The following is a 24,985-nucleotide window of genomic DNA, read 5'->3' as shown; positions in this document are numbered from 1 at the left end:
TAATAATACCACCATAAGCATCATTGGCAGTCATAACACCTCCCGAATTACATACCGCCCCTTTATGTACCATATGTTTAAAAGAAGTATATTTAGCTAAAACCCAACCATTATGCCCAGAGTGAGAGATGGACAGGCACTCATATTAACCCCTTATTCAAAACTTTAGCATGGCATTTTTGACCAGTTTTTTTGGGGGGTAAGTTTACCGCCTATCTAAGTTTGAAAACCAATCGACCTCACATAGTCTCATTATTACCACCTTGATATACCAACATCGGATCCGTGATGACTCAACCGCGAAGATAACTGATTTCACCGTCAGATACCGCCCTCTAACCCTGTGTAAAACACGCGTTTCTCTCTGGCACCGTCTCCGTTGTAGGTCAGAGATACGAGCATCGCCGACAGTGGGTAGGAAATTGTATACGAGTATTTAGTTAGATATGTGCCATCGATATTTGCGCCTATGCCGTGTAGCCTCTGGAGCTAAGGCTATTGCCATCGGAGCAGCTATCTCCAAGAGAACTTGATATAGGAAGGGGATGCTGCCAAAAATCAATTTGGCTATGATATTTCGAAAAACTATCGCAGGTCTAATTCAGAACATCACCTGTAGCAGCTTCGAACGAGCCACAAACAGGTGAAGGCAAAACAAATTTAAGACTTAATCGCCAACAAAGACAAAAACTCATTTCGAGTAGCCAGATTTTCTCTAAACGCACCGAGCATGGCTGAGGTTTGCATCATGGAGTTTTGTTTTTCCACACCGCGCATCATCATGCACAAGTGTTTGGCTTCAATGATAACGGCTACGCCTTCGGCATCGGTTAATTCCTGAATGGCGTTGGCAATTTGAGTGGTGAGGTTTTCCTGAATTTGAAGGCGGCGGGCAAAGACGTCCACAATCCGGGCAATTTTGGATAGGCCAATCACCTTGCCTGAGGGCAAGTATGCAACGTGACATTTGCCAATAAACGGCAGCAAGTGATGCTCGCACATGGAGTAGAGTTCGACATCGCGGACAACGACCATTTCGCTGTTGTCGGATGGAAACAGAGCTCCGTTGACCACTTCTTCCGGGGTTTTCTGATAACCGTTAGTCAGAAACTCAAACGCTTTGGCTGCACGTTTCGGGGTATCAAGCAGACCGGGACGATCGGGCTCGTCAACTTTGGCAATAATTTTTAAAAAGGCACTCTCTAATTCATTAGCAGACATGCGCAGGGCTTCCTCTGTCACTTGTTGTAAACACTTCTCAATTATACATCAGTGTTGAATAATAGTGAACAACGTGGGTTAACACCCCAATTCTAGTCGAGAATATCGTCGACAAGGCCCCATTCCAGTGCTTTTTGTGCAGTGATTCTGCGGCCACTTAACACAAGCCATGCCGTTCTTTGTCGGCCTATTCGATTCGCAATACTGACGGTGCCCCCGGCTCCCGGAATCAGCCCAAGACTCAGTTCCGGTAGCTGAAAGTAGGTTTTTCGATGCGCCACCACCCGTGAGGCGAATGCAGGAAGCTCTATGCCGGATCCGATACAGGCACCATGCACATGGCATGTAATTCGATCTCTGAGTTTTTGCATCATTCGCGCCGGACTTCTGATCGAACGGACCCAATGAGCCGTCGCAGGATCAGGAGCAGAACCAAATTCAGCCAGCTCACCACCGGTACTAAAACAGGGCCCCTGACCACGAATCGTCAAGCGTGTAATGCTTTGATCCAATTCCAGAAGCTCTAACATTTCTACCCAGGCATCTCGCATTTCTACGGTGATGGAATTGCGTAACTCCGAGCGATTCAAGAGCGCTTCGATCTCAGAGCCTTTTCTTTCCAATAAAATAACAGGACCACTCTGTTCAGCCAGAGTTATTGATTCATGCGTTTTTAACCAGGAGGAGAATTCATTACCTGCTTGAAGAGTGGAGTAAGCGAGGGATTCGACATCCAACCCAAGCTCTGGAGGTAGTTGTTCTGTGCTACGAAGCACCTGCACCAGTGTCATGGCTGTGAGAGGGGCCGTTTGAATTCTTTTCGCTAACACCTCCGCGGCTTTCCGGTCATCAACAATCACATCAGCATTGGCCATTGCATCGTTTTCACCATAAACAATCACAGGGCAAGACTGTTGTCGTAACCACTCAGACTCTTTGGGCACGTCTGCCGCTGGCAGAATCATAAATTGCTGCATTTACGCATTACCTTGTGATGCCGTAGAAACTACGTCTGGCGAGGCTTGAAAAATAATTTTCCCATCACTGATCGTCAAGATAACCGGATTATCTGGCACCGCTTCACTGAACTGCGCTTTGGTGACATTGAGCAGACAAACATCCGCCGGCGAACCCACTTCCAGTGTTTGAAACCCATTACCCGGTTGGCTAGCCGTCCCTCCGAATAACGCCAGCGCCTGTAACGGTGAGAGTCTTTCTTCAGCGCCCATCACTTTGCCATTACCTGTCGTTCTGGAAACTGCCGCTTGCATGGAAGCCCAGGGATTAATGGATCCATAGGGCGCATCGCTGCCTGCCGCCAAACGCACACCCTGATTCAAAAAACCCTGACCACGATAGAGCCAGGGTAAATCGTCCGGATCGACATCTTTGAGGTACTGATCACCACGTTCGGCGATAAAGTGAGGCTGAGTCACCGCGATAATGCCCAACTTCGCCATTCGTTCGGCGATATCATCATCCGCTATGGAAGCGTGTTCAATACGGTCTCCGGTCAGAACTCCCGCCTGAGTGAATGCTTCCAACAGGAAAATCATTTCTACTCGTGTCACACAATGCACCGCCACCGCTCTGCCCAGTTGATGAGATGCACGGATGCGTTGGGTAAACACGTCGAGATCCGGAAGGTCGGCTTCGCGGAGATACAACTTCAGCGGGCCGATACTCATCCGCGTCGAATCAGACTCTTCAATGAGATTCATCGCTTCACTGCCCATGACCAGGGTGCGTTGCATTAACACGCCGCGGTCACTGGCCGCACACAATGCCGCCCAGACGTTCGCGTCATTATTCACGCCGGTATCGGTCAGGCCGGTAATACCAAAAGCTGCGAGGTCTTTCGAGAGTGTTTCTAATGAAGGCCATGCACGCGGCAGGTGTTCACTTAACCAGGTATCCAGATCGAAAAAACGCCCGGTTAAACGGCCTTCGCTATCGGCCTCGCTACCACCCTGCCCTTCACGCTCGACGCCCTTGGGCAGGTTATCTTCCGATTCGAGTCGCAACTGATTCAGTGCACAGGAGTTAAGTACCCACATCATGCCACTGCGGTGTTGAATACGGATTGGTCTGTCAGGACAGGCCTTATCCAGCCAATCCCGATTCAACCGATCACACACGCTGTCGTGAAAACCAACCCCACGCAACCAACCGGATCCGGGGGCTGCTTGTAGTGCTTGCCTGAGCTCTGTTTCATTCGTTACGGTTGGCGGTCCACACTGGACTGACGCACGGGCAGATGCAGTGGCAAACAGATGAAGATGATGATCTTGTAATCCCGGTAACAATAAACAGCCATCTGCGTTGATAATCAGATCGTCTGCCTGAGGCGTTAGACGAGAGGATTTTTCCACAATCCGGCCATCGGCCAAGCGTAAATCCCAAATGCCGCCCTCTAACAATTCTGCACGGCGAATCAACAGTCCACGTTCATGAGATGTATCGTCTATACGCTGGTTGTTCATGAAAACTCTTTCATTATACGAGCGGTGTCCCGTCCAAGCTCTGCCGCTAAAGACTGAGGTGTCCTTGCTACGGGCCTGGCGACGGAGTTGTCGGGCGACTCATTAATACCCACAACGACATTCCCGATACAATGAGACACCACATCGACTAACGAAATATCCAACAACTGCCCTCCTCCACTCCGCCAGCTTGATAAGGCTAACAGTGCAGCGTGTAATCCTGTGAGTGGATCCGCAATCGCATCACCACAAAACACCGGTTGGTGCTTTTCTGCTGGTTGCCCCGCCTGCTGCATTAAATAGCCCAGACCCGCAGCCATACCGGCATCGTCACCGTAAGCGATCCAGTCTCGCATCGGGGATCCTCGTCCGTAACCGGTGATACTCAACCATGTCATGCCGGGGCGGGCGGCTATACATTCCTTTGCCATAATACCCATTTGCTCGAGCCCTCTTGGTCGAGCGGCTTCCAACACAATGTCCGCATGTGACATCAAAGTACGCAGAGCAGCTTGCCCTTCTGAACAACTCAAGTCCAGTGCGACGCTTTCCTTATCACTGTTCATCAAATGATAGAAATCCGCTGGCCCCTGACGGGCACCGTCAGGCCTTTTGGTGCTTTCTACTTTAATGACTCGTGCGCCAGCCATAGCCAACAGACTTCCGCATAAAGGCCCAGCCCACAGAGAGGTCAGGTCAATGACCAAAGGTGAACGCAGCGTGGTACGAACTGGATAATTGGCGTCACTAGAGGTGTTGGTATGCGTTGAGGGGTTAACACTTTCGGAACGAAACCAATGATCAGTGGCTTCAGGCTTGGCAACGGGTGCGGCAGCCAATCCCATCATCCGGGCGCGCTCGACCAGATGATCGGTAGAATTAGACGCAATGGCAGCTTTCAACGCTTGGTCATCTTCAGCCGGTTGTTCCAACCAGGCATGCAGAAGATCGTGGTCATCTTCGCGCGCGAGATTTAACGCCAGATACCCGTCGAGAGTTTTAAACAGGTGGCAGGCACCACCCGCCGACGTCGTCCCTTGACGGGACAAACCAGCAATAGCAGCCCGCTCACCCAGTAAACGATGCGCGTCAAAGTCGGGATCAAACTGATGGGGAAATAATGAAGCCAGCGCCAACCAGGCACCTTGGGCAGACGCCGCTAAAGGTGCCGGACAGGCACGCGGCTCGTCATCGGCAAGCCCGGTAAGCCACATGGCGCCTGAATCAGCCCAAAGACGACTCGCGGAACGGGTGTCTTCAACCGCCAGCGCAACAGAATTCAGGCCCAGTGAATCCAGTAGAATCCTCGCGTAGGCTGCGGGGGTTACGGCTTTCGATTCACTCTTACCGCAGGATTGATCCCCTGCTGAGCTGACTCCCACGAATGACATCAGACCGCCTCCATTTATTAAGTAAGTACTCACACCATAAAGTTGTGAGTACTGATGACCTATGGAGCCACTGGGTTACGGGTCACTTAAAGTAAGTTAGTACTGACTTTCAGGAAGGCGAAGTACGATACCGTCCAGTTTGTCTTCCATAATGATCTGACAGCTTAAACGGCTGTTGGGCTGAGGTTCAATCAAGCCGTCCAGCAAATCTTCTTCCAATTCACTGGGTGCAGCCACCTTGTCTTGCCATTCTGGATCAACAAAGACGTGACAGGTTGCACACGCACAATCGCCACCGCAATCACCAAGGATTCCAGATACCATATTATCCAATGCAGCTTGCATTAGATTGGCGCCATTTTCTACTTCAACTTCTGATGAGATATCGGTGTGGTCGATATAAATTACTTTTGGCATCGCTGCTGTAAACTCCGGCTAAATCACTTATTTATGTATTGTAGGTTAACGGACGCACGGGGGCACCGAACCCTATTAGACAACGCTGTTGAATATGGTATCTCGTAACCGGAATCTTGTAAACAACGAAGGGAAGGGAGCGAAGCTACAGAAAAGAGCAGAAAGCAGGAAGAGAGGAACTCACAAATAAACCGAACAGAAGCAGGCCGGGTTCACCGGCCTGCACTGAATCAAACGCGACCTGTCACAGGAATCAAAGCACCTGTTACGGCTTCAGCCTGACTGCTCAACAGGAACAGGATCACATCGGCCAACGCCTCAGGTGATACCCAGGCAGAAACGTCTGCATCTGGCATGGCGTCACGGTTTGGCTGAGTATCAATGATGCTCGGCAAGACCGCATTCACCGTGATATTCCGGGCTTTCACTTCTTCGGCCAGCGCTTCAGTAAAGCGGGCAACTCCGGATTTGGATGCCGCATAGGCACTCAGGCCCATATCCGCTTTGACCGCGCCCGCAGCACCAATGCTAACGATACGGCCGCCGCCTGCAGGGATGTGCGCCAACGCCGCTTTGCTGGCATTAACCGCTGTGCGAACGTTCATTTGATACAGGCGATCCCAGGTTTCAATAGTGCCGTCATCAACAGTTTCCCAAGCGAAACCGCCGGCCACATTCACCAGACCATCAATGCGCCCGTACTGCTTGGCGATGTCGGCAAACGCCGCGTTGGTTGCTTCGGCATCGCCCAGATCAAGTGCCGGAGATGCGTTGACACCTTCAGCAGGCTGACCATCAACCACGTCCACACAAACAACCGTAGCACCTGCGGCCACTGCGGCAGATGACACTGCACGCCCCAGGGTACCCAGAGCGCCAGTTACGATAATTACTTTATCTTTTAAGCTCATAAACTTTTTTACCTTACACAGAGTCGGCGTCTGGTGCGCCGAGATATTTATCCAGCCATTGATGCATATTGAGGATCATAGCTTCGTGGTTTTTCGCCAACCACACTTGCTTCAAACCTTTTGAATGCAACCCTTTCTGGATGCGATCTACATTACTGAAATCCTGCCGCGGTATCAGCAACAGCTGATCCGGATCCGTGGCATCCGTTACGATCATCGGCTCAGCACGCGGAACATCAACGTCAGGCCCATAGGTCGTAGTGGAGAAAATTTCAAAAATACACTTATTGGGATCATCGCCATTGGGGCGAATACGATAGATCATCACATTGCCCAGGTTCGGCAGAAGCAACAAGTTGGGGAAGACAAACACTTCACCGCCCCACATGCCCGCATTTTCAGCCGTCGGTGCTGGCATCGGACGCTGCTCTTCAGCCGCCTGTGCATAAATTGCCTTGATGAACTCAGCACCATAGTTGGAGCCCTTCGGTACAGGTTTACCACGCAACGTTTTGGCAATATCCACATCACGCTGCAACACCATGGCATCCATTTCTTCCACCAGATGCTGCATGTGCTCGATCATGTAATCGAGGCGCTCTTCACCGGCGTTTTCATCGGAGGTGCTCATGGGTTTTTCACCGGCGTAGAAACGCCCGTGCCCCTGATCCATGGCTTCAGTCAACACATGCTCGTGCTGTAGTGGCTTACCCGGTACGTGTACATCATCGTAGATCACCGTCTTGCCGACAGGATCCAACTGAGGGTGTGTACAGGGAACATGGTAGGTTTCAAAAAAGGCTTCCTGAGCGACTTTCCAGTTACAATCGCCTTCAATACGACGCCACCAGTAATGACGCATATCACCAACGGCCAGACCATCCAGATATTGTTTAACTGGGGCAATGTATTCGTCAAAAGGCTGAGGGTTTTCCGAGAAGCTAATGAAGACAAAACCGGCGTAGACTTCGCAATTCACTTCTTTCAATGGCACATCTTCAGAGGTCAGCTGGCCATTTTTAAATTCTTGCGGCTCCATGATGAAGAAGTTTTTGCCATGCAAATCCCACTTCCAACCATGAAACGGACACATGATACGCTCACCTTCAAAATGGCCACAACCATCTGAAAGCGCTGTGCCGCGGTGTGGGCAGGCATTGTGGTATGCCTTAACGGTGTTTTCATCAACACGGACAACGGTAGCCGATAATCGGCCTATATCATAAGTGGTGTAATCACCGGGCTCGGGGATTTCATCCAGTCTGGCAGCAGACTGCCAGGTCTCTCCCCACAGCTTTTCATATTCAAGCTTGGCAAATTCGGGATCAGTATAACGACCAGTTCGTACGCCGTGTTTCAGGGTACGCCAACTATCAGGCCAGGCAGTACTGGCTATCGTGTTTTCGGTGGGCATATCTATACCTCTCCAAAATCCTCAAACAACCAACGGTGTTGGCACTGTTTAATATTTTTATAGTTTTAGCTATCAGGCGGCAGGGGATTATAGACTCGCCACAACAACGAAAGCTTTAATAATCATCAGGCAAAAACATTACTGGCCCCAGTGGGGCCAGTAATGTTTCAGAGCAGAGGAATCAAAGAATTAAACAATTTCCCCAATCTCGGTACCCACATCGTAGGTTTCACCGGCAGCTTTCTTCTGCACCAATTTGCCTGCCGCAGGAGCTTCAATTTCCTGCACAGATTTATCAGTTTCCAGAGAATAGATAGGCTGACCTTCTTCAACAGAAGCGCCATCTTCTACCAGCCATTCAGCCAGAGTTCCTTCAGTGGTGGACATCTGAAGCTTTGGTATAGTCAATGGAGTCGACATTAATATCCCCTTACCTTATTTAAGCATTTCGCGAACCCGCGCCATGATGCTGTTTACGTTAGGCACCTGTGCAGTTTCAATGGTTTTAGAATATGCGATGGGGGCATAAGCCGCACCAAAGCGTGAAGCAGGTGCTTTCAGTTTAGTGAACAGCTCCTCGTTAATGGTACTGGCAATTTCAGAGCCCAGACCACAAAACTCAACAGCTGCGTGTACAACCAGAGCACGACCGGTTTTCTCAACAGATGTCAGAATACGGTCATAATCCAGCGGCAACAGAGTACGCAGATCCAGCACTTCGACATTGATGCCTTCCTCTGCCAGCTTTTCAGCCGCTTGCAGACACATCATGACCTGCCAGCCGTAAGTCACCAGCGTAATATCCGTACCTTCACGCTTAACTTTAGCCACACCCAGAGGAATGCGGTAGTCACCGACAGGCACTTCTTCTTTCATTGAATAAGTCAGCATCATCGATTCCATCTGAACACATGGATCTTCGTCGAAGATACAGCTCATCAACAAGCCTTTGGCTTCTGCAGGCGAGCTTGGGTAAACAATTTTCAAACCAGGCTGATGCAACAAGGCAGCTTCAGTAGACTGAGAGTGCTGTGCACCAAAGCCACCAATACCACCGCCAGTGACCATGCGAATGGTTAGAGGTACATTGGTTTTGGCGCCGGACATATAACGCTGTTTGGCCGCATGGTTAGTGATCTGATCCATACAAACGCCAACAAAGTCGGCAAACATGATCTCAGCAACCGGACGCATACCCACCAGTGCAGAACCTGTAGCACAACCAATAATCGCTTGCTCAGCAATCGGAGTAGGACGAATACGCTCCCCCCACTTGGTTTGCATGCCTTTGAAACACTTAAAGACGCCACCTGGATCATCACCAATGTCTTCACCCAGACAGTAAACGCCTTCGTCCTGCTGCATGGACAAGTCCAGTGCATCCTGAACGGCTTCGAACATGGCCATGGTCTTGGTTTCGCCAGTGAACTCAGGCTCAGCATCGCGCTTGGTGCGCTGACCACGACGTGGCACAGTATCTGGATCACCGTAGACATCCAGCAACATTTCGTCTTCGCCGGTCACTTCGCTGGCCACGGCCCATTCAATGGCCTCAGCCACTTCTTGTGCTGCCGCTTTATCCATCTCTTCCAGCTCAGCCTCGGTGCAGATGCCTTCGTCCAGCAAACGCTGACGTGTGGCAGGTACAGGCCATTCAGCTTTAGCGGCTTCCAGCTCTTCACCTTTCAGCAGGTGGCTCCAGCCAACACCGGCGTGAGGACCCAGACGGTTGGTCATGGCTTCAACGAATACAGGACCTTTGCCACTGCGAACGCTGTCGATAATTTCTTTCATGCCATTGTGGAACTCAACCGCATCATTACCGTTCAGTTTTACACCACGGAAACCCAGAGCTTCAGCGCGGGCAGTGAAACCTTCACTGGCGGTGTAATCAGGAATAGCGGTGTACTCACCGATCAGGTTGTTCTGACACATAAAGATAACAGGCAGATCCCAAACACCGGCCATGTTCATGGCTTCGTGAACGGCACCAATACTGGTCGCGCCGTCACCAAAGTTCACGATGGTGACTTTGTCAGTACCGCGCAATTTTTCAGCCAGAGCCAGACCGTTGGCGATTGGCGCACCGGCACCCACAATAGCAGTGGTCAGCATGGAACCTGAATCGGGATCAGAAATATGGGGCGAACCACCCTTACCCTTGTTCACACCACCTTCACGGCCCAGAGCTTCTGCAAACAGGCCTTTCAGAGGCACACCTTTGGCAACCTGATCGTGGATACCACGGTAAATGGTGACCATGTGATCTTCGTTAGTGATCAGAGGAGCGATAGAAGCAGGAATAGCCTCCTGTCCGGTCATTGGCCAGTAAGTAAACATAAACTTACCACTGGACAGACCTGCCTGGATGCCTTTATCCACTTCGCGGATACGGGACATCTGGCGGTAAATTTCCTTGAGCGTACCTGGATCTATAGACTTGATGTCGGTTGACATTGATTTATTCCTCTCGATTCAAACTTTTCAACAGCATTCGTTATTGTTAACGCATCCCCCGAATACAGCTTTATGCAGCTCTACCAGGCTGGATGATCAAAGAATCATCTACAGCGATCCTCGACCGGACTGAGGAATGAATTCTGTTTGTTTTTACGTGAAAGTTATTATACAACACCGGTGTACATTATCAATAAAAGTCGGCTTAGACAAACCCCTTAGCCGCTGCAGGGAGAAACCCGTTCAGCCCTGCAAAGCCCATGGAACAAGGGGGGCACACCGGAGGAAGCCCACACCTGCGATTCCATCAACAGCGCTTGCCTCAGGGGACAACTTCTTGACTTCCTCATCTCTCTCGGCCACTTTCGACCTGACTTATGAGTTGCCTCTAATCGCTTTTATTCAGTGTAGATGGCTCGCAGGACTTTTTTATCCGGTTTGCCCACCGGGGTCTGAGGGATAGCATCGATCCACTCAATGGATTTAGGCGCCTGAAATGCCCCTTTGCGCTCCGTCACCCTATCCACCAATACCTGCTCATCAACCGATTGCCCCGGACGCAAGACCACCAGCGCCTTGACGGCCTCGCCCCACTTTTCGTGCGGCACACCGATCACCGCCACCTGCGACACTGCCGGATGCTCGCTGAGAATGTCTTCAATTTCCCTCGGATAGACATTAAAACCTCCGGTAACGATCATATCTTTGGTGCGGTCGATAATGCGTAAATATCCGCCGGGATCACTGACTGCCACGTCTCCACTGTGTAACCAGCCGCCGGAGAAGGCTTCTGCGGTCAGCTCCGGATTGTCCCGATAACCGTTCATAATCAGCGGCCCCCGCACGCAAATCTCACCGGGTTCGCCGTCTGCAACCGGTTGATTATCCGCATCCAGTAAGGCCACGTGCAGCCAAGGCACTGGGCGACCACAACTGGCGAGACGGCGCAGATCATTGACATCATGTTCGTGCTTGCGCAGCACCGTAACGCACATGGGCGCTTCCGCCTGACCGTAGAACTGCATAAACACCGGTCCGATGCGTTCGATGGCTTCTTTCAACCGCGCCGGAGAGATCGCAGAGGCACCGTAAAACACAGTTTCCAAACTGGAGAGATCGAACTCGTCAAAACGGGGGTGATCCAGCAGCGCGTAAATCATGGTCGGCACCAGCATGACACAGTTGATCTTGTGCTCCTGAATGGTTTCCATTACGGCGACAGGATCAAAATTGGGCAACACCAGCATGGTGCCGCCCTTCAGCAAAGTCGGTAAAAACATCGCCGCTCCGGCGTGGCTGAGGGGCGTACACGAGAGAAAACGCAATGAGGCAGGCCACTCCCACTCGGACATCATCAGCTGTACGGTCATCAAACCGGTACGCTGCACACTCGCCAGCGCTTTGGGTTTTCCGGTGGTGCCACCAGAATAGCCCAGACGCATCACATCGTCCGCCTCGACCCGAGGTGCCATCAGGGGTCGTGGAGAAAAGCTCGCTGCCAGAGCGGTCAGATTTTCCGCCTGGCTGTGTTCACCAAAAGCCAATAAGCGCAAACCAGACACCTGCTGCGCCAATTCCAGCGCGCGATCACCATAGCGTTCGACATCAAAAATCAGCACGTCAATTTGTGCGTCTGTCACCACATGCAGGTGATCCTGCAATCCACCCAGCGGATGCATGGGCACATAGATTGCCGCGGTGAGCTGTACCGCATTGGCGAGATGTAACACTTCCGGACGATTAGCGGACAACAAACCAACCCGCTTGGCCCGTGCAATCCCCAAGCTGTCGAGAGCTTGGGCAAACTGACTGGCGGCATCCCGCACTTCACCCACCGTCAGTGTCGGACCGTCCAGTAAATTTAACATCGGCCGATCCGTGTCCTGATTTAACGCATTGACCAATAACTCGGGCACGTAGAGCGGTCGGTGTAAATGATCCGATGACGTCGGTAATTCATGCTTCATGAGTAATCACTTGTCCTGAATTCAGCGAATGAGTGCAGTTATTATTCTTTGTGCGCAGCTCTTCAGCTCTTAAAAACTGATCACAATCTTGCCGAAGTGTTTGCCACTTTCCAGATGCCGTAACGCCTGTGGCAACTCTTCAAAAGAGTATTGGCTGTCGATCACTGGTTTTACCTGATGCAGAGCAATGGCACGGTTCATCATTTCAAAATCGTCGCGACTGCCGACTCGTATTGGTGTGATGTCCACACTGGATGCAAACAACGACGAGACCGTGTTGGGCCAGCCACTGATCAAGCCCACAGGTGCCACACGTCCGCCGATACGAGTCGACGCAATGGAACGATCAATCGTGTCTGCACCACCGATATCAATGGCAAGATCGACGCCTTTCCCGTCGGTTAACTCTCTGACCGACTGATTCCATTCTGGCACTTCACGATAGTTAATGACCTCATCGGCTCCCAATTGCTTCAGACGCTGACAGCGATCGTCACTGGACGATATGGCGATCACACGAGCGCCAAAAAGTTTAGCGAACTGTAAGGCCAGCGTTGAGACACCGCCACCACCCTGTAACAGTACGGACATGCCGGGAATTAAAGGGGCTGGTCCGCACAGGGCATGCCAGGCGGTCACACCCGCACAAGGTAAGGTGGCGCCTTCTTCAAAACTCAGATGCGTCGGCAAGTGCACCACCTCGCTGTGATGCACCACCATTTCTTCTTGCATCACACCCTGTAAAGGACAACACCGGGTCATCATGCTAGTGGTGTCCCGCCAGGGGCCTCCCAACCAGCCGGCGTTATAAGTTATGGCAACGGCATCGCCCACTTTAACGCCCGCAACATCCTCGGCAACCTCAACCACTTCTCCGGTGCCGTCGGAGCATGCAATCAAGCTTCCTTCCGGCGAGCGAAGCTGGCCACTCAACGCCATAAAGTCGCGATAGTTAACCGACGCGGCACGCATCGCAACGCGCACCTGACCAGACGCCAGTGGCCCAGGGGGATCCACATGTGCTACTTGAAGAGAGTCAATGCCTTCATAAGTTTTTGTGTGAAAAATTTTCATAGATGTATAAGTTCTTGCATGGTTTTATAGATTATTTCAGTGACGGTTTCTGAAGTTATATTTCTGCCAAGAAAGTCTGTATCGACTTCGCGCATTCATCCGGCTTTTCCAATTGGAGAAGATGCCCTTGCTCAGGAAAGTCGATGCGCTCTATATTTTTGACACACCCTTCCAGTAAATTGGCGATCAGCTGGAAGTCATCCAGATCTCGGCCACCGGTTAACAATAACGTCGGAACATTTAATTCAACCAATCGATCCACATCCGGCAACTCTGGCTGTTCATTATTTTGCAGCCACTCTCGACCAGAGAATCTCATAATACTGTCGTACAATTCTTGCGCCGCATTACTGTTGCGAGTGCTGGCAAACAAAGGATGCTGGTAAAACAGTTGCCTGGCTCTTGCCATCTCACCACCACGGGCAACATCCACAATCGCTTTCCACCGTTGTCGCCAGGAATCTGACCATTCCCACGCCATCAAACCGGGACTGATCAAGATCAGCTTGCGGACCTTTTCTGGATAGTTCAGAGCAAAATTCAGGGCCACACTGGCGCCCATGGATACGCCAACCAGATCGCAGGGTGATAAATTCAGCGCGTTTAGCAAAGCCAACAAATCATCACTGTGCCGGAAGGGGTTATCATGGGAACTGGCCGTTTTGCCAAAGCCTCGCAAATCGTAACGCAGCGCAGAGAACTTAGGGTCTAGTTGTGCAAACAGCCTGTCCCATGTGTGAAGGTCACCACCGAAGCCATGAAGAAATACCGTGCGAGGCGAGTCCCCCCGCTGTAGAGCTGAAAAATCGATGCCGGCCGCCGATACGATCACCGGTTTCTCTTCAACGGTGCTTGAGTTCATGCGCAGCGACACTGCAGCGTCCTCTCTGATTTGCTAATTTGATCCGTTGTTATCGCAAAACACACTATACAACATTGATGAATCATTAAAGCAAAATCATGACATTCGCTGATCGACTAATGCAAGCTAGGCAGCCAACTGACGCAGCACGTAATGAAGAATACCGCCGTGGCGGTAGTAGTCCCATTCGACTTCAGTGTCGATGCGTACATCCACTTCGAAGCTAATGGTTTCGGTGTCATTACGGGCACTAATGGACAGAGATTTCGGTTCACCGTCTACCGCCTGAAAGTCAAAAACTTCTGTGCCATCCAAACCTAGAGAGGTAGCAGATTCCCCCGCTTTAAACTGTAATGGCAGCACACCAAAGCCCACCAGATTGGAGCGGTGAATCCGTTCAAAGCTCTGGGCAATGACCGCTTTGATACCCAGCAGATTGGTGCCTTTGGCCGCCCAGTCACGACTGGAACCGGTGCCGTACTCTTTGCCCGCCAGCACAATGAGCGGGGTTTTGTCCGACTGATAACGCTGTGAGGCGTCGTAAATACTCATCTGCTCATCGGTGGGAAGATAAGTCGTCCAGCAGCCCTCAGTGCCCGGCGCCATCTGGTTTTTCAGACGAATATTGGCAAAGGTGCCGCGTACCATCACGTCATCATTGCCTCGTCGCGAGCCATAACTGTTGAAGTCCTCAGCCGCCACACCCTGGGAAGTCAGGTATTCACCAGCGGGGCTGTCGGGCTTAATGGCACCAGCTGGGGAGATGTGATCCGTGGTTATGGAATCCCCCACTTTCACCAGACAGCGGGCGCCGGTGATGTCCGGCGCGCCGGGTAGTTCCATGGTCATACCGTCAAAGTACGGGGGCTTTTTCACGTAAGTGGACGCCGGCCAGGAGTAAATTTTATCGGCGGGGACAGGCAGCTCGCGCCAGCTTTGAGTGCCGGCAAACACGTCCGCGTACTTGTCTTTATAGAGACCTTCGGTCATGGCACTGTGGATGGTATCGGCGACCTCTTGAGGCGAAGGCCAGATGTCTTTCAGGTAAACCGGTTTATTGGCTTTGTCTGTGCCCAGCGGCTCATTGAGCAAATCCACATTCATATTCCCGGCCAGAGCATAAGCCACCACCAACGGTGGAGAAGCCAGGTAGTTGGCCCGTACATCCTGATGAATTCGGCCTTCAAAGTTGCGATTACCCGACAGTACGCCGGCCACCAATACGTCTCCGGCGCGCACGGCATTTTGCACTGGCGCAGGCAATGGACCCGAATTGCCAATGCAAGTGGTGCAACCAAAACCGACGATATCAAATCCCATATCCGCCAGCGGCTTCAACAATCCAGCGTTTTCCAGATAGGCGGGCACCACCTGCGATCCAGGAGCCAGTGAGGTTTTTACCCAGGGTTTCACTTTCAATCCCAGGTCGTGGGCCTTTTTCGCCACCAGGCCTGCGGCAATCATCACGGCTGGATTGGAGGTGTTGGTACAGGAGGTAATGGCCGCGATCACCACCGCGCCGTGGTGCAACAGAAACTCCTCGCCGTTCATTTCCACTGGCACGGCACCGCGTTCATGGGTATTGGTGTTGTCGATGGCAGCCTGCCCCCCTTCGGAAGAAAAACGGGCATCGGCGTCACTGGCTACCACCGCAGGAGAATGACTGTTTTCCTCGTTCGCCAGAGCTTCAAACGCCGCTTTGGCATCCGTCAGGGAAATTCTGTCCTGTGGACGCTTTGGCCCGGCAATACTGGGCACCACATCCCCCAGGTTGAGCGATAAGGTGTCACTGTAATCCGCCACTGGATCATCGTCCCGACGCCAAAGGCCCTGTTCTTTGCAGTAAGCCTCCACCAAAGCGATCTGCTCCGCATCGCGTCCGGTCAGTTCCATATAGCGCAGGGTTTCTTCATCGACAGGGAAGATCGCGCAGGTGCCACCAAATTCCGGGGACATATTGCCCAGCGTGGCACGATCCGCCAACGGCAGATTCGACAAGCCCGGCCCGTAAAACTCGACAAACTTACCCACCACACCGCGCTTGCGCAGCATTTCCGTCACCGTCAGTACCAGATCGGTGGCCGTGGCTGCGGCGGGCAGCTCGCCTTTTAATTCAAAGCCGACGACCTCCGGGATCAACATAGTCACCGGCTGCCCCAGCATCGCCGCTTCGGCCTCAATGCCACCTACGCCCCAACCAAGTACGCCCAGACCATTGATCATGGTGGTGTGAGAATCGGTACCCACCAGTGTATCGGGCAGAGCAACCAACTCATCACCCTCTTTATCCGTCATCACCACATGAGCGAGATATTCCAGATTCACCTGATGAACGATACCCGTGCCAGGCGGCACCACGCGGAAGTTGGAAAAGGCCTGCTGTCCCCAGCGCAGAAACTGGTAGCGCTCGTTATTGCGCTCAAACTCTTTTTCGGTGTTTTTGCCCAACGCCTCGGGCGTACCGAAATAATCCACCATCACTGAATGATCAATCACCAGGTCCACAGCGCCCAACGGATTAATTTTGGCGGGATCGCTGTTTAAATCCCGCATCGCCGCACGCATGGCAGCCAAATCAACCACAGCCGGCACGCCGGTAAAATCTTGCAACACCACCCGCGCCGGGGTGAAATTCACCTGTTCAGTCGCCTCATCCGCCCCCTTCCAGCGGCACAGCTTGTGGATATCATCTGCGGTGACGCTCTTTCCATCTTCCTTGCGAAGCAGGTTTTCCAGCAACACTTTCAGGCAGTAGGGCAAACGGGAAAGGTCATACTGGTCGGCCAACGCGTCCAGTCGGTAGATCACATAATCTTTGTCGTTGACGCGAAATGTGCTGCGCGAAGAAAAACTGTTGTTCATCCTGACCTCCTGAAAGAATTGTTCAAACGGGTAGAAATGGTGACTGACTGAGAATGGAATATGAATTGCCGAGTCATTAACTGTGGCTTAGTCACTCAACTATAGCAAACCCCAGAATCTGAGGGTTTCACGGTAAAAGAAACCCTCTCAGAACCATTTTGACGCCACATAACAAAGTAGTGCTTGAAATTTGGTCCGAAAAGATTAATGATACTAACCAGTAGCCATTAAATCGGACAACGGATATTCAGGAGTAGCGCAACGTGACGTCATTAAAAAACATAACAAAACGAGTCAATGCTGAAGATCGCTTTGACACACCTTACGCAGAACGCCTTCACACACAGTTGGAAGCGGCTAACGAGCTCTTTCAAGACAAGCTTCACAAGATCAAATTGCTTTCAAAACGCGCCGAGACTGCCGACATTCGCCAAATTAAAGAGTTGAGCGATATCGTTCCACTTCTGTTTGCCCATACAACCTACAAGAGTTACCCCGAAAACTGGTTGACTGAAGGGCAATGGGATCGCATGGGCAAATGGCTGCAAACTCTGTCTGCGACCCCTGTAGAAGGGATCGACACAGACTCAGTATCCGATCTGGATGGATGGCTGAAAGCCTTGGAAAACACCGAGCATTTTGTCTCTTGCTCCAGCGGCACCACCGGCAAATGCTCGATGATCAATGCCTCTATGGCCGATCGCCATATGTCCAGAGCCAATCATGCCGCTGGCTTTGAATGGGCCACTGGCTGTTCGCAAGACAACAGTTTTAAAATTATGGGTGTTGCCCCCGTTGCTCGTAGTGTTCGCAACGATGACAGTCGCGACGCGATCGCCAATGCCTTCGGCAACGGCAGTGACTTTCAATTCCCTTGCGAACCGATCACCGTCGGCCGTATCAGTCATATGGTCAGCATGCGCCGAGCCATCGCCGACGGCACCGCCAAGCCAGAGGACGTCGCTGAATTCGAAGCCACTTCTGCGCGTCGCGCAAAAGATATGAATGAGGGCGTCATAAAAACAGCTGAAGCACTGATCGAGAGTCGTGGTGAGAAACTGTTGATCTGCGGTATGTTTAGCACCCTCTATCAAGTCGCTGAACTGGTCAGAGAGAAAGGCTACAGTGGTAAGGACTTTTCCGCTGATAACGCCATGCTGGTTGGTGGAGGTCTGAAAGGTGCCAATTTGCCAGACAACTATCGCGAGTACATTCTGGAAACCTTCAACATTCCAGATCACAAAATATACCAGTACTACGGCATGCAAGAACTGAACACCACCATGCCCCGCTGCAGTGCCGGACGTTATCACGTACCGCCCTGGATTATTTTGCTGTTACTGGATCAGGGTGGCGACAACCTCATCACCGAAACCGAAGGCGAAGTGGAGGGCCGTGCAGGCTTCCTGGATCTTTCTGTCGAAGGTCGCTGGGGCGGCGTCATCTCTGGCGACAAAATCAAAGTTAATTACGGACAATGCGAGTGCGGTGCACACGGCCCCAGCATTAACAGTGACATTGTCCGTTATTCCGACCTGCCGGGCGGCGATAAGATCAGTTGCTCGGGCACCATCGATGCTTATGTAAGAGGTGCATCATGACAGATACTCACTCTAATCAAATCCTGGCGGCTCCCCATTTCGTACGCGGTCAATTGGTAGAAGGTAATGACGTTCAGCACCGTTCAAGAGACCTGGGGGCAGACTTTGCCACGCCTGTGCTTAGCCTTGATCAGCTGGTGACTCCTCGCAGTGAAATGCCACCATTACTGGACGTTCCACTCAGTGAAATCATCGACTTTCTGGTGGAAACCGGTGAACGCCTCGATTTGTCTACCAACGTCCACTTACAGGAATGCCTTGAGCGCCTCTCGGCCACCAACCCGTTGCCACGTCGAGTGGTTGAAAACCTGTACCGCAACGCTCGTCATTTTTTAAACAAAGAGCTGTTGATGTCTCAGGTGGAGGTTAACTTTTCCAATCCGGAATACCTCGACCGCTGGATCACCAAAACCGATATGCTGGGCAATGTCAGTTCCGTGCGAGCCTTTCCCAGCCGGATGATTCACATGCTGGCGGGCAACTCTCCTGCGGGTTGTATCTCTTCCATTGCGCAGGGTGCACTGGTCAAAGCCATCAACCTGTTCAAGATGCCGTCTAGCGATCCATTCACCTGTGTTGCTATTTTACGCACCATGGCTGAAGTCGACCCCAATCACCCTGTGGTCAAGTCCATGTCGGCGGTCTATTGGCGTGGTGGCGATGAATCCATCGAGAAGACACTTTATCGGCCACAGTATTTTGACAAAATTGTGGCCTGGGGCGGTGGTGACGCGATTAAAAATGTCATCAGTTATTTAGGCCCAGGTTTGCAAATGGTGTCTTTTGATCCCAAGTCTTCAATTTCCATGATTGGTGCTGAAGCGTTTACCGATGATGACAGTATTGCCGAGACCGCAGAGCGAACCGCCGCCGATGTGTCTGTCTACAATCAAGAAGCTTGTCTGGCCAGTCGCTTTGTATTTGTGGAAGCAAACCAAGACAACAAAGCACAGATCAAAAAGTATTGTGCCAAATTGCTTGAACGTCTGAATGTGGATCGTGAGGTTTCTTCCGCAGTCGCCCAACCGCTGCCTAATGACACTCGCGACGAGATCGAAGTTCTTGAAGCCATGGGCGACTATGAAGTTTGGGGGAAAGGCGACGGTCGGGGCATGGTTATTCTGACCGACAAACCCGTCGATTTTCATCCGAGCAACAAGACTGCCAACATCGTCATGGTTCCCAGCCTCGACGAAGCCATTCGCTACGTCAACGTGGCCACACAAACCATTGGCATCTGGCCGCCAGAGCGCAAGACTGATATTCGCGATCGCATTGCCAGTGGCGGTGGTCAACGAGTGTGCCAACTGGGCGGCGCCAATAAGCACGCCATGGGTGGGCCGCACGATGCCATGTACCCACTGCAACGGTTTGTCCATTGGATGGCTGATGAGGATATTGCCTGATGACCGACAACAATCCCAGGGTCGCAGTGATTACCGGTGCCAGTTCTGGCATCGGTAAAGAAACGGCCATTCTTCTTGCATCACAGGGCTGGCGCGTGATCGGTGTTGGCCGCAACCCTGAAAGGACAGCTGCCGCCCAGAAAGATATCGAGTCAGCCGCCCAAGGTACCTCGATCGACATGTATACCGCCGACCTGTCACTGATGAGCGAGGTAGCCAAAGTTGCTAACGGTATCCTTGAGTCCACGACTCGTATTGACCTGTTGATTAATAACGCAGGTGGCATGAACGCCGATTTTAAGTTAACCAGCGAAGGCAATGAAGTCACCTTTGCCAGTAATCACCTGGCTCCGTTTCTGTTGACTCTGAGGTTATTGCCAAGGTTGCAACAAACCGCAGCCGAGGTATCGCCCGGACATTGTCGTATTCTCAGCGTGTCGTCGTCAGCTCATCTTTCTTCTGAAGGATTTGACTGGACTGATGTGCAATTGTTAAAGCATTTCGACCCGGCAGCGGCTTATTGTCAGGCAAAATTGGCCAATCTGTTATTCAATCGGGAATTGACCAACAAAGTGGCTGCCGACGGTATTGTGGTTCATGCCATGCATCCTGGGGTTGTCGACAGTAACTTTGCCAGTCATACCGCCCCAGAAGTACAAGCGTACCTTCGCACACAAGAATCCTTTACGCCTGTGCAGGCAGCTGAAGCATTGGTTTGGGTCGCAACCTCAGATGAGGCGGGCAAAAGCAGCAACGGGTATTACTACCAACGGCAACCGGAAGACCCCAGCACCGCTGCTCAGAATGACGAGTTTGCCAAAAAGATCTGGGAAGTCAGCACGGCCTTAATAAAAGACTATCTCCCTGCTTAACCTGTAACAGCTTTCCCCTCTCTTAATCTGTTACAGGTTATCCGAAAACCTTGGCAGTTTGCATTTTCCCTAACACCCCTCGGTGGTTTGAGTATGGATAAACAAGCAAATAACTTGCTTAACCATACTCTTTTTTTAACTACGCCTGACGTTTTAACTAAGTTTCATGGTGAAGTCTTCTAAGCTTCACGATGTAGTCTTTGTTGCTTGATAAGGAGTGTCTGTTACTGGTTCAGTCTTCTTCGCTGGCAGTCCTGATTGGGGTTTCATCATGGAGACCATGACCATGGCTAAAACGACCATCGCTATAAATACATAGAAAGCCGTCTCATAGCTCCCTGTTGCATCGAATACTTCTCCAACAAAACGCACCGTCAGGATTGAACCCAACTTAAAAAAGATCGTCATTAACCCCATAATGGTTCCATAACTTGTGGAACCGAATGTCCAGGCCAGCATGGTTGTCCAAACAGGAAAAACACCACCAATACCCAACCCAAAAATGGTCGCCAAGATCAAAAGTCCCCAGAAAGGTGGCTGTGACAAATAGACTAAAAGTATAGCGATATGGGCGATGGCAACCACATAGAAGACATGTCGCAAATCCACTTTATCGGCCAAAAAGCCCACTAACATTTTTCCGCCGATCGCTGAAGCTGTCATACAAGAAGCAATCAGAGCCGCTTCCGAAAGTCCGATGCCAATATCCTGAAAATAAGGTACGTTCGAAGTCACCATGGCCTGATCACTGCTATAAAGCAAACCTACCCCTAACGTCAGCAACCAAAAGTTGCGGTTTTTTAGCAACTCGGCATAAGACCATAAATGACTTTGCCGGTCATCAGCAGGATCATTATCGCCTACCGGTGTGGAAAGCTCTGCGCAATAGCCCCTTTCTCTTCCCGTTGGCTTATTGCGAATCACCACTGTCGTCATAAAAACAATCACAACAATAGCGAGGATGCCAATCACTTCTAAGGCGCCTCTCCAGCCGTACTGCTCAATTAAAACAGCAGTCAGTGGAGTAAAAATAAAACCACCGGCCGACGTCGAAATAGCCAATACACCCAACGCTTTCCCTCGGTTGCGACCGAACCACCGCACCACTACCGTGTTTGCCGCCAAAGTTCCGCAAGCCGCCATACCAAACGCAACGGGCAACAAAATATAAATAATGATCAATAGCGGATTCTGTGCGTGTGCAATGCCTAACATTCCCAGGCCAAATAATATGCCCCCACAACCCATCACCAGCCTGGAAGAGAACTTATCCAGCAATCGTCCGACGATGGGCGAGAGAACACCAACCCCTAGCAGAAAGGCGATATAACCATTATTGATCTCTGCACGGCTAAGGTTGAACTCTGTCGATACCGGAATGACAAACAGACCGAAAATATAAGACGTACAACCCGCAATCAGCATGGCACACATAAAAGCGCCTGCATGCACTCGCCAACCCGTATATATCCCTGACATTAAACTTTTCACATAAACCTCGTGTCACTTTTCTTGTTTATTGCAGGTTTCCCCCTCCGATAAAAAAGGGTTGCAGTGCAGAACATTGCAACCCCAAGCGAGGGTGATCTAAAAAACCATCACGGTAGATATCATCTGGAAATAACATTGTTTAATGCTGTTATTGAAATATGTATCTACTGACTCACAGGGCCTGAGTCGTTATCTGGCGTTGATGTGGCGAAAAGGTGATATGCTTGCATGAAATGTCTCACTGGTTTTATATAATTATTTAATGACACTCTACAGGTGTTATTATCGGCGCATTCACATAAAAATCAACTATTTTTTAAGAGCTATGACTAAAACAGCGACAAAGAAACCCAGGGCCGGCCGCCCTACAGCCGCACAGGCCAAACAAAGACACCTTGAATTGCTGGATATATCCGTGAAGCTTTTTTTGGAAAATGGCTTTGATGCCACCACCCTGGACGATATCGCTGCCGCAGTTCATATGACCAAACGAACCATTTACGGTCATTACGAGAATAAGGAAGCATTATTCAGAGCCTCTTTACAGAAGGCCTTCCACGACCACGCGACTCCGATAGAAGAAACTCTGGGGGCAGTCGTCGATGATGACCTTGAAACTACTTTGGTCGCCATCGCCCTGCAGCGTGCCAATCACTTTCTCACCCCTCGCGGACTCGCATTACAACGTATTGTGAATACAGAATCCCATCGCTTTCCGGAGTTGCTCGGCCTGCTCTATCAAGAAAGCACAGCCCCCACGGCTAACTTTGTACAACAGGTTTTGCAGCAACACGCTGAACGCGGAGAAATCTTTCTGGAGCGTCCCGAAACAACCGCATCATTATTCCTCAGCATGGCAGTAGGCGCTCCAGCCAGGGGGATGCTGACAGGCATTAAGGTTGAGGGATTTAAAAATCTGGAAGACCACATTCACTTTTGTGTGAAGCTGTTTCTGAATGGCCTAAGAGTTTCTGATTAGAAAAAGGCAGTAGTTTCGCATTATGAATGTTCAAGGCGAACTGACATCGCGAGAGAGGACGATGGTAAGTTACGATCTATTAAAATGATAAGTGGTTTTATAGTTAGTCTTGATAGATAGTAGCTTTAAAGAAAGTGGCTCTGTAGAAAGGCGCTGTGGAGAAAGTGGCTTTATAAAAGCCACTTTTTTTGATCGCTGTTCCAATGACTATCCTGCCAACGTTGACTGTATATTTCTCCCAATATTCCTCCCAAACTTTCACCGCCAGACGACGCGAGGTTGGTGTACTTGGAAACCATGGCGGCATACTGACTTTTTGCATAGTTATAGCTGTGATCTGAGTGACAGCCGAGACTAAATGATACAACGGCAACCTTGCAATTATGGCCTCTCCGAAGTTTCATTTTGTGTGCAGAAAAATCGGTAGTTTTCTCAACTCCTAGAGCGTTAATACTAATGGAGCAGTATCCGCCACCTGTTCACATTCAATACCAAGCACCACAAAAACGTCTACTTCATCAGCCTATGTAAAAGGTGATAAATGGCCTCAACACCCAGAACTTTACACCCATCTAATCAACACCACTGTTGACTATACCTTTGGGGTTTAGTAAATTCTATTGCAATTATACAGAGGCCTGCTGGTAGGCGTTTTGGGAGGAAGATCCATGAGTTTTTCGATTGAAAAAATAAAAGATAATATTGGCGTCGAAATCAAGGCCGATAAAGAGACCTTGCTAAGCGGCAAGCACTCAACTGAAATCCGTGAAGCGCTGGAAGCTAATGGTGTCTTTGTTCTTAAAGAGATCAATTTTACCAGCGAAGAGCAACTGGAATTCACTAAAACCCTCGGCCATGTGATCGATGAAGGTGAAGGCGGTATCTACAAGGTAACCCTCGACACCAAAGAAAATGAACACGCCGACTACCTGAAAGGCGCGTTCTACTGGCACATGGATGGATCCACTCTGGATGTACCCATCCTGGCATCACTGCTGAACGGCTTTAAGCCATCAGAAACGGGTGGTAACACTGAGTTCTGTAGCACCTATGTAGGTTACGAAGACCTGCCAGAAGAAGACAAGGCTGCTTACAAAGACCTTCGTGTTGTTCACAGCCTCGCGGCGGCACAATATTATGTGCACCCAGAGCCTACCCTGGAACAAATATCTACCTGGAACATGATGCCATCAAGAACCCATCCTTTGGTTTGGGCGCACGAGTCAGGTCGTAAATCATTGGTTATTGGTGCTTCTGCCAGTCATATTGAAGGCATGGATTACGAAGAAGGTCGTGCCCTGCTGCACAAGCTTCGTATTCACTGCACCCAGCCTAAATACGTTTACTCACACAAGTGGACCAAAGGTGATCTGGTAGCCTGGGACAACACCGGTACTCTGCACCGCGCGACTCATTACCCTGCAAACAGTGGCCGCATGATGCACCGCACCAAGCTGGAAGGTGAAGAGCCTATTGCTTAATCTGTTCCCAGATAAGTAATTACGCAACATAAAAAGCCCGGAGAATATCCGGGCTTTTTAGTTTAGGAAGATAGCTTCGTGTTTATAAACGAAAAC

Annotated in this window: 20 protein-coding genes; 5 read left to right on the top strand and 15 right to left on the bottom strand. The window is 50.8% G+C overall.

Annotated elements, in window-relative coordinates; all coding sequences use genetic code 11:
* Positions 1-660: 660 nt before the first annotated feature.
* The 13 genes from folE to acnA form a co-directional block, all read right to left on the bottom strand.
* A complete protein-coding gene (gene folE / locus ACTG33_RS03300; RefSeq protein ID WP_439133758.1) occupies positions 661-1,221 on the bottom strand; it encodes a GTP cyclohydrolase I FolE in 561 nt (186 codons plus the stop codon).
* Positions 1,222-1,313: 92 nt separating this feature from the next.
* Entirely contained in the window at positions 1,314-2,198 is an 885-nt protein-coding gene (locus ACTG33_RS03295) for an enoyl-CoA hydratase/isomerase family protein (RefSeq protein ID WP_439133757.1), read from the bottom strand.
* Positions 2,199-3,704, bottom strand: a complete 1,506-nt coding sequence (locus ACTG33_RS03290) for an amidohydrolase (protein WP_439133756.1) — start codon at positions 3,702-3,704, stop codon at positions 2,199-2,201. It lies immediately after the preceding gene.
* Positions 3,701-5,095 carry a CoA transferase gene (locus ACTG33_RS03285; protein ID WP_439133755.1) on the bottom strand — a complete coding sequence of 465 codons (1,395 nt, stop codon included), beginning with the start codon at positions 5,093-5,095 and terminating at the stop codon, positions 3,701-3,703. Before ACTG33_RS03285 ends, ACTG33_RS03290 begins: the two co-directional genes overlap by 4 nt.
* Before the next feature lie 96 nt (positions 5,096-5,191).
* On the bottom strand, positions 5,192-5,512 hold the full coding sequence (locus ACTG33_RS03280; protein ID WP_439133754.1) for a 2Fe-2S iron-sulfur cluster-binding protein: 321 nt from the start codon (positions 5,510-5,512) through the stop codon (positions 5,192-5,194).
* A 230-nt stretch (positions 5,513-5,742) separates the two neighbouring features.
* Positions 5,743-6,423, bottom strand: coding sequence for an SDR family NAD(P)-dependent oxidoreductase (locus ACTG33_RS03275; RefSeq protein ID WP_439133753.1), 681 nt, complete (start codon positions 6,421-6,423; stop codon positions 5,743-5,745).
* A gap of 13 nt (positions 6,424-6,436) precedes the next feature.
* Positions 6,437-7,837: an aromatic ring-hydroxylating oxygenase subunit alpha gene (locus ACTG33_RS03270; RefSeq protein ID WP_439133752.1), complete on the bottom strand. Its 1,401-nt coding sequence runs from the start codon at positions 7,835-7,837 to the stop codon at positions 6,437-6,439.
* 189 nt (positions 7,838-8,026) lie between these two features.
* Entirely contained in the window at positions 8,027-8,257 is a 231-nt protein-coding gene (locus tag ACTG33_RS03265; protein ID WP_439133751.1) for a biotin/lipoyl-containing protein, read from the bottom strand.
* Between the two features lie 15 nt (positions 8,258-8,272).
* A complete protein-coding gene (locus ACTG33_RS03260) occupies positions 8,273-10,294 on the bottom strand; it encodes an alpha-ketoacid dehydrogenase subunit alpha/beta (protein ID WP_439133750.1) in 2,022 nt (673 codons plus the stop codon).
* A gap of 398 nt (positions 10,295-10,692) precedes the next feature.
* A complete protein-coding gene (locus tag ACTG33_RS03255) occupies positions 10,693-12,261 on the bottom strand; it encodes an AMP-binding protein (RefSeq protein WP_439133749.1) in 1,569 nt (522 codons plus the stop codon).
* 69 nt (positions 12,262-12,330) lie between these two features.
* Positions 12,331-13,335 (bottom strand): zinc-dependent alcohol dehydrogenase family protein, encoded by a 1,005-nt coding sequence (locus tag ACTG33_RS03250; RefSeq protein ID WP_439133748.1) that lies wholly within the window; start codon positions 13,333-13,335, stop codon positions 12,331-12,333.
* Positions 13,336-13,390: 55 nt separating this feature from the next.
* Positions 13,391-14,197 carry an alpha/beta fold hydrolase gene (locus ACTG33_RS03245; protein WP_439133747.1) on the bottom strand — a complete coding sequence of 269 codons (807 nt, stop codon included), beginning with the start codon at positions 14,195-14,197 and terminating at the stop codon, positions 13,391-13,393.
* A gap of 126 nt (positions 14,198-14,323) precedes the next feature.
* A complete protein-coding gene (gene acnA / locus ACTG33_RS03240; protein WP_439133746.1) occupies positions 14,324-17,059 on the bottom strand; it encodes an aconitate hydratase AcnA in 2,736 nt (911 codons plus the stop codon).
* A 263-nt stretch (positions 17,060-17,322) separates the two neighbouring features.
* On the opposite strand from acnA, the gene ACTG33_RS03235 reads away from it, so the two are divergent.
* The 3 genes from ACTG33_RS03235 to ACTG33_RS03225 are packed head-to-tail and all read left to right on the top strand — an operon-like array spanning position 17,323 to position 20,938.
* Complete coding sequence (locus tag ACTG33_RS03235) at positions 17,323-18,660, top strand: hypothetical protein (protein ID WP_439133745.1); 1,338 nt, start codon at positions 17,323-17,325, stop codon at positions 18,658-18,660.
* The gene (locus tag ACTG33_RS03230) at positions 18,657-20,066 is read left to right on the top strand and encodes an acyl-CoA reductase (RefSeq protein ID WP_439133744.1); all 1,410 of its coding nucleotides are present in this window, start codon (positions 18,657-18,659) and stop codon (positions 20,064-20,066) included. Before ACTG33_RS03235 ends, ACTG33_RS03230 begins: the two co-directional genes overlap by 4 nt.
* A complete protein-coding gene (locus ACTG33_RS03225; protein ID WP_439133743.1) occupies positions 20,066-20,938 on the top strand; it encodes an SDR family NAD(P)-dependent oxidoreductase in 873 nt (290 codons plus the stop codon). Before ACTG33_RS03230 ends, ACTG33_RS03225 begins: the two co-directional genes overlap by 1 nt.
* Before the next feature lie 186 nt (positions 20,939-21,124).
* Here the strand turns inward: ACTG33_RS03225 and ACTG33_RS03220 are convergent, their stop codons facing one another.
* Complete coding sequence (locus ACTG33_RS03220; RefSeq protein WP_439133742.1) at positions 21,125-22,372, bottom strand: MFS transporter; 1,248 nt, start codon at positions 22,370-22,372, stop codon at positions 21,125-21,127.
* A gap of 319 nt (positions 22,373-22,691) precedes the next feature.
* On the opposite strand from ACTG33_RS03220, the gene ACTG33_RS03215 reads away from it, so the two are divergent.
* On the top strand, positions 22,692-23,408 hold the full coding sequence (locus ACTG33_RS03215; RefSeq protein ID WP_439133741.1) for a TetR/AcrR family transcriptional regulator: 717 nt from the start codon (positions 22,692-22,694) through the stop codon (positions 23,406-23,408).
* A 103-nt stretch (positions 23,409-23,511) separates the two neighbouring features.
* Here the strand turns inward: ACTG33_RS03215 and ACTG33_RS03210 are convergent, their stop codons facing one another.
* Entirely contained in the window at positions 23,512-23,730 is a 219-nt protein-coding gene (locus tag ACTG33_RS03210) for a hypothetical protein (RefSeq protein WP_439133740.1), read from the bottom strand.
* Between the two features lie 346 nt (positions 23,731-24,076).
* Between ACTG33_RS03210 and ACTG33_RS03205 the strand changes: the two genes are divergently transcribed.
* Positions 24,077-24,889, top strand: a complete 813-nt coding sequence (locus ACTG33_RS03205; protein ID WP_439133739.1) for a TauD/TfdA dioxygenase family protein — start codon at positions 24,077-24,079, stop codon at positions 24,887-24,889.
* Positions 24,890-24,985: the final 96 nt, after the last annotated feature.

Origin of the sequence: Pseudomaricurvus sp. (assembly GCF_965662505.1) — a bacterium.
Lineage (GTDB): Bacteria > Pseudomonadota > Gammaproteobacteria > Pseudomonadales > Cellvibrionaceae > Pseudomaricurvus.
The sequence above is the reverse complement of the archived record's forward strand: the minus strand, read 5'-3'. Positions and strand labels throughout refer to the sequence as shown.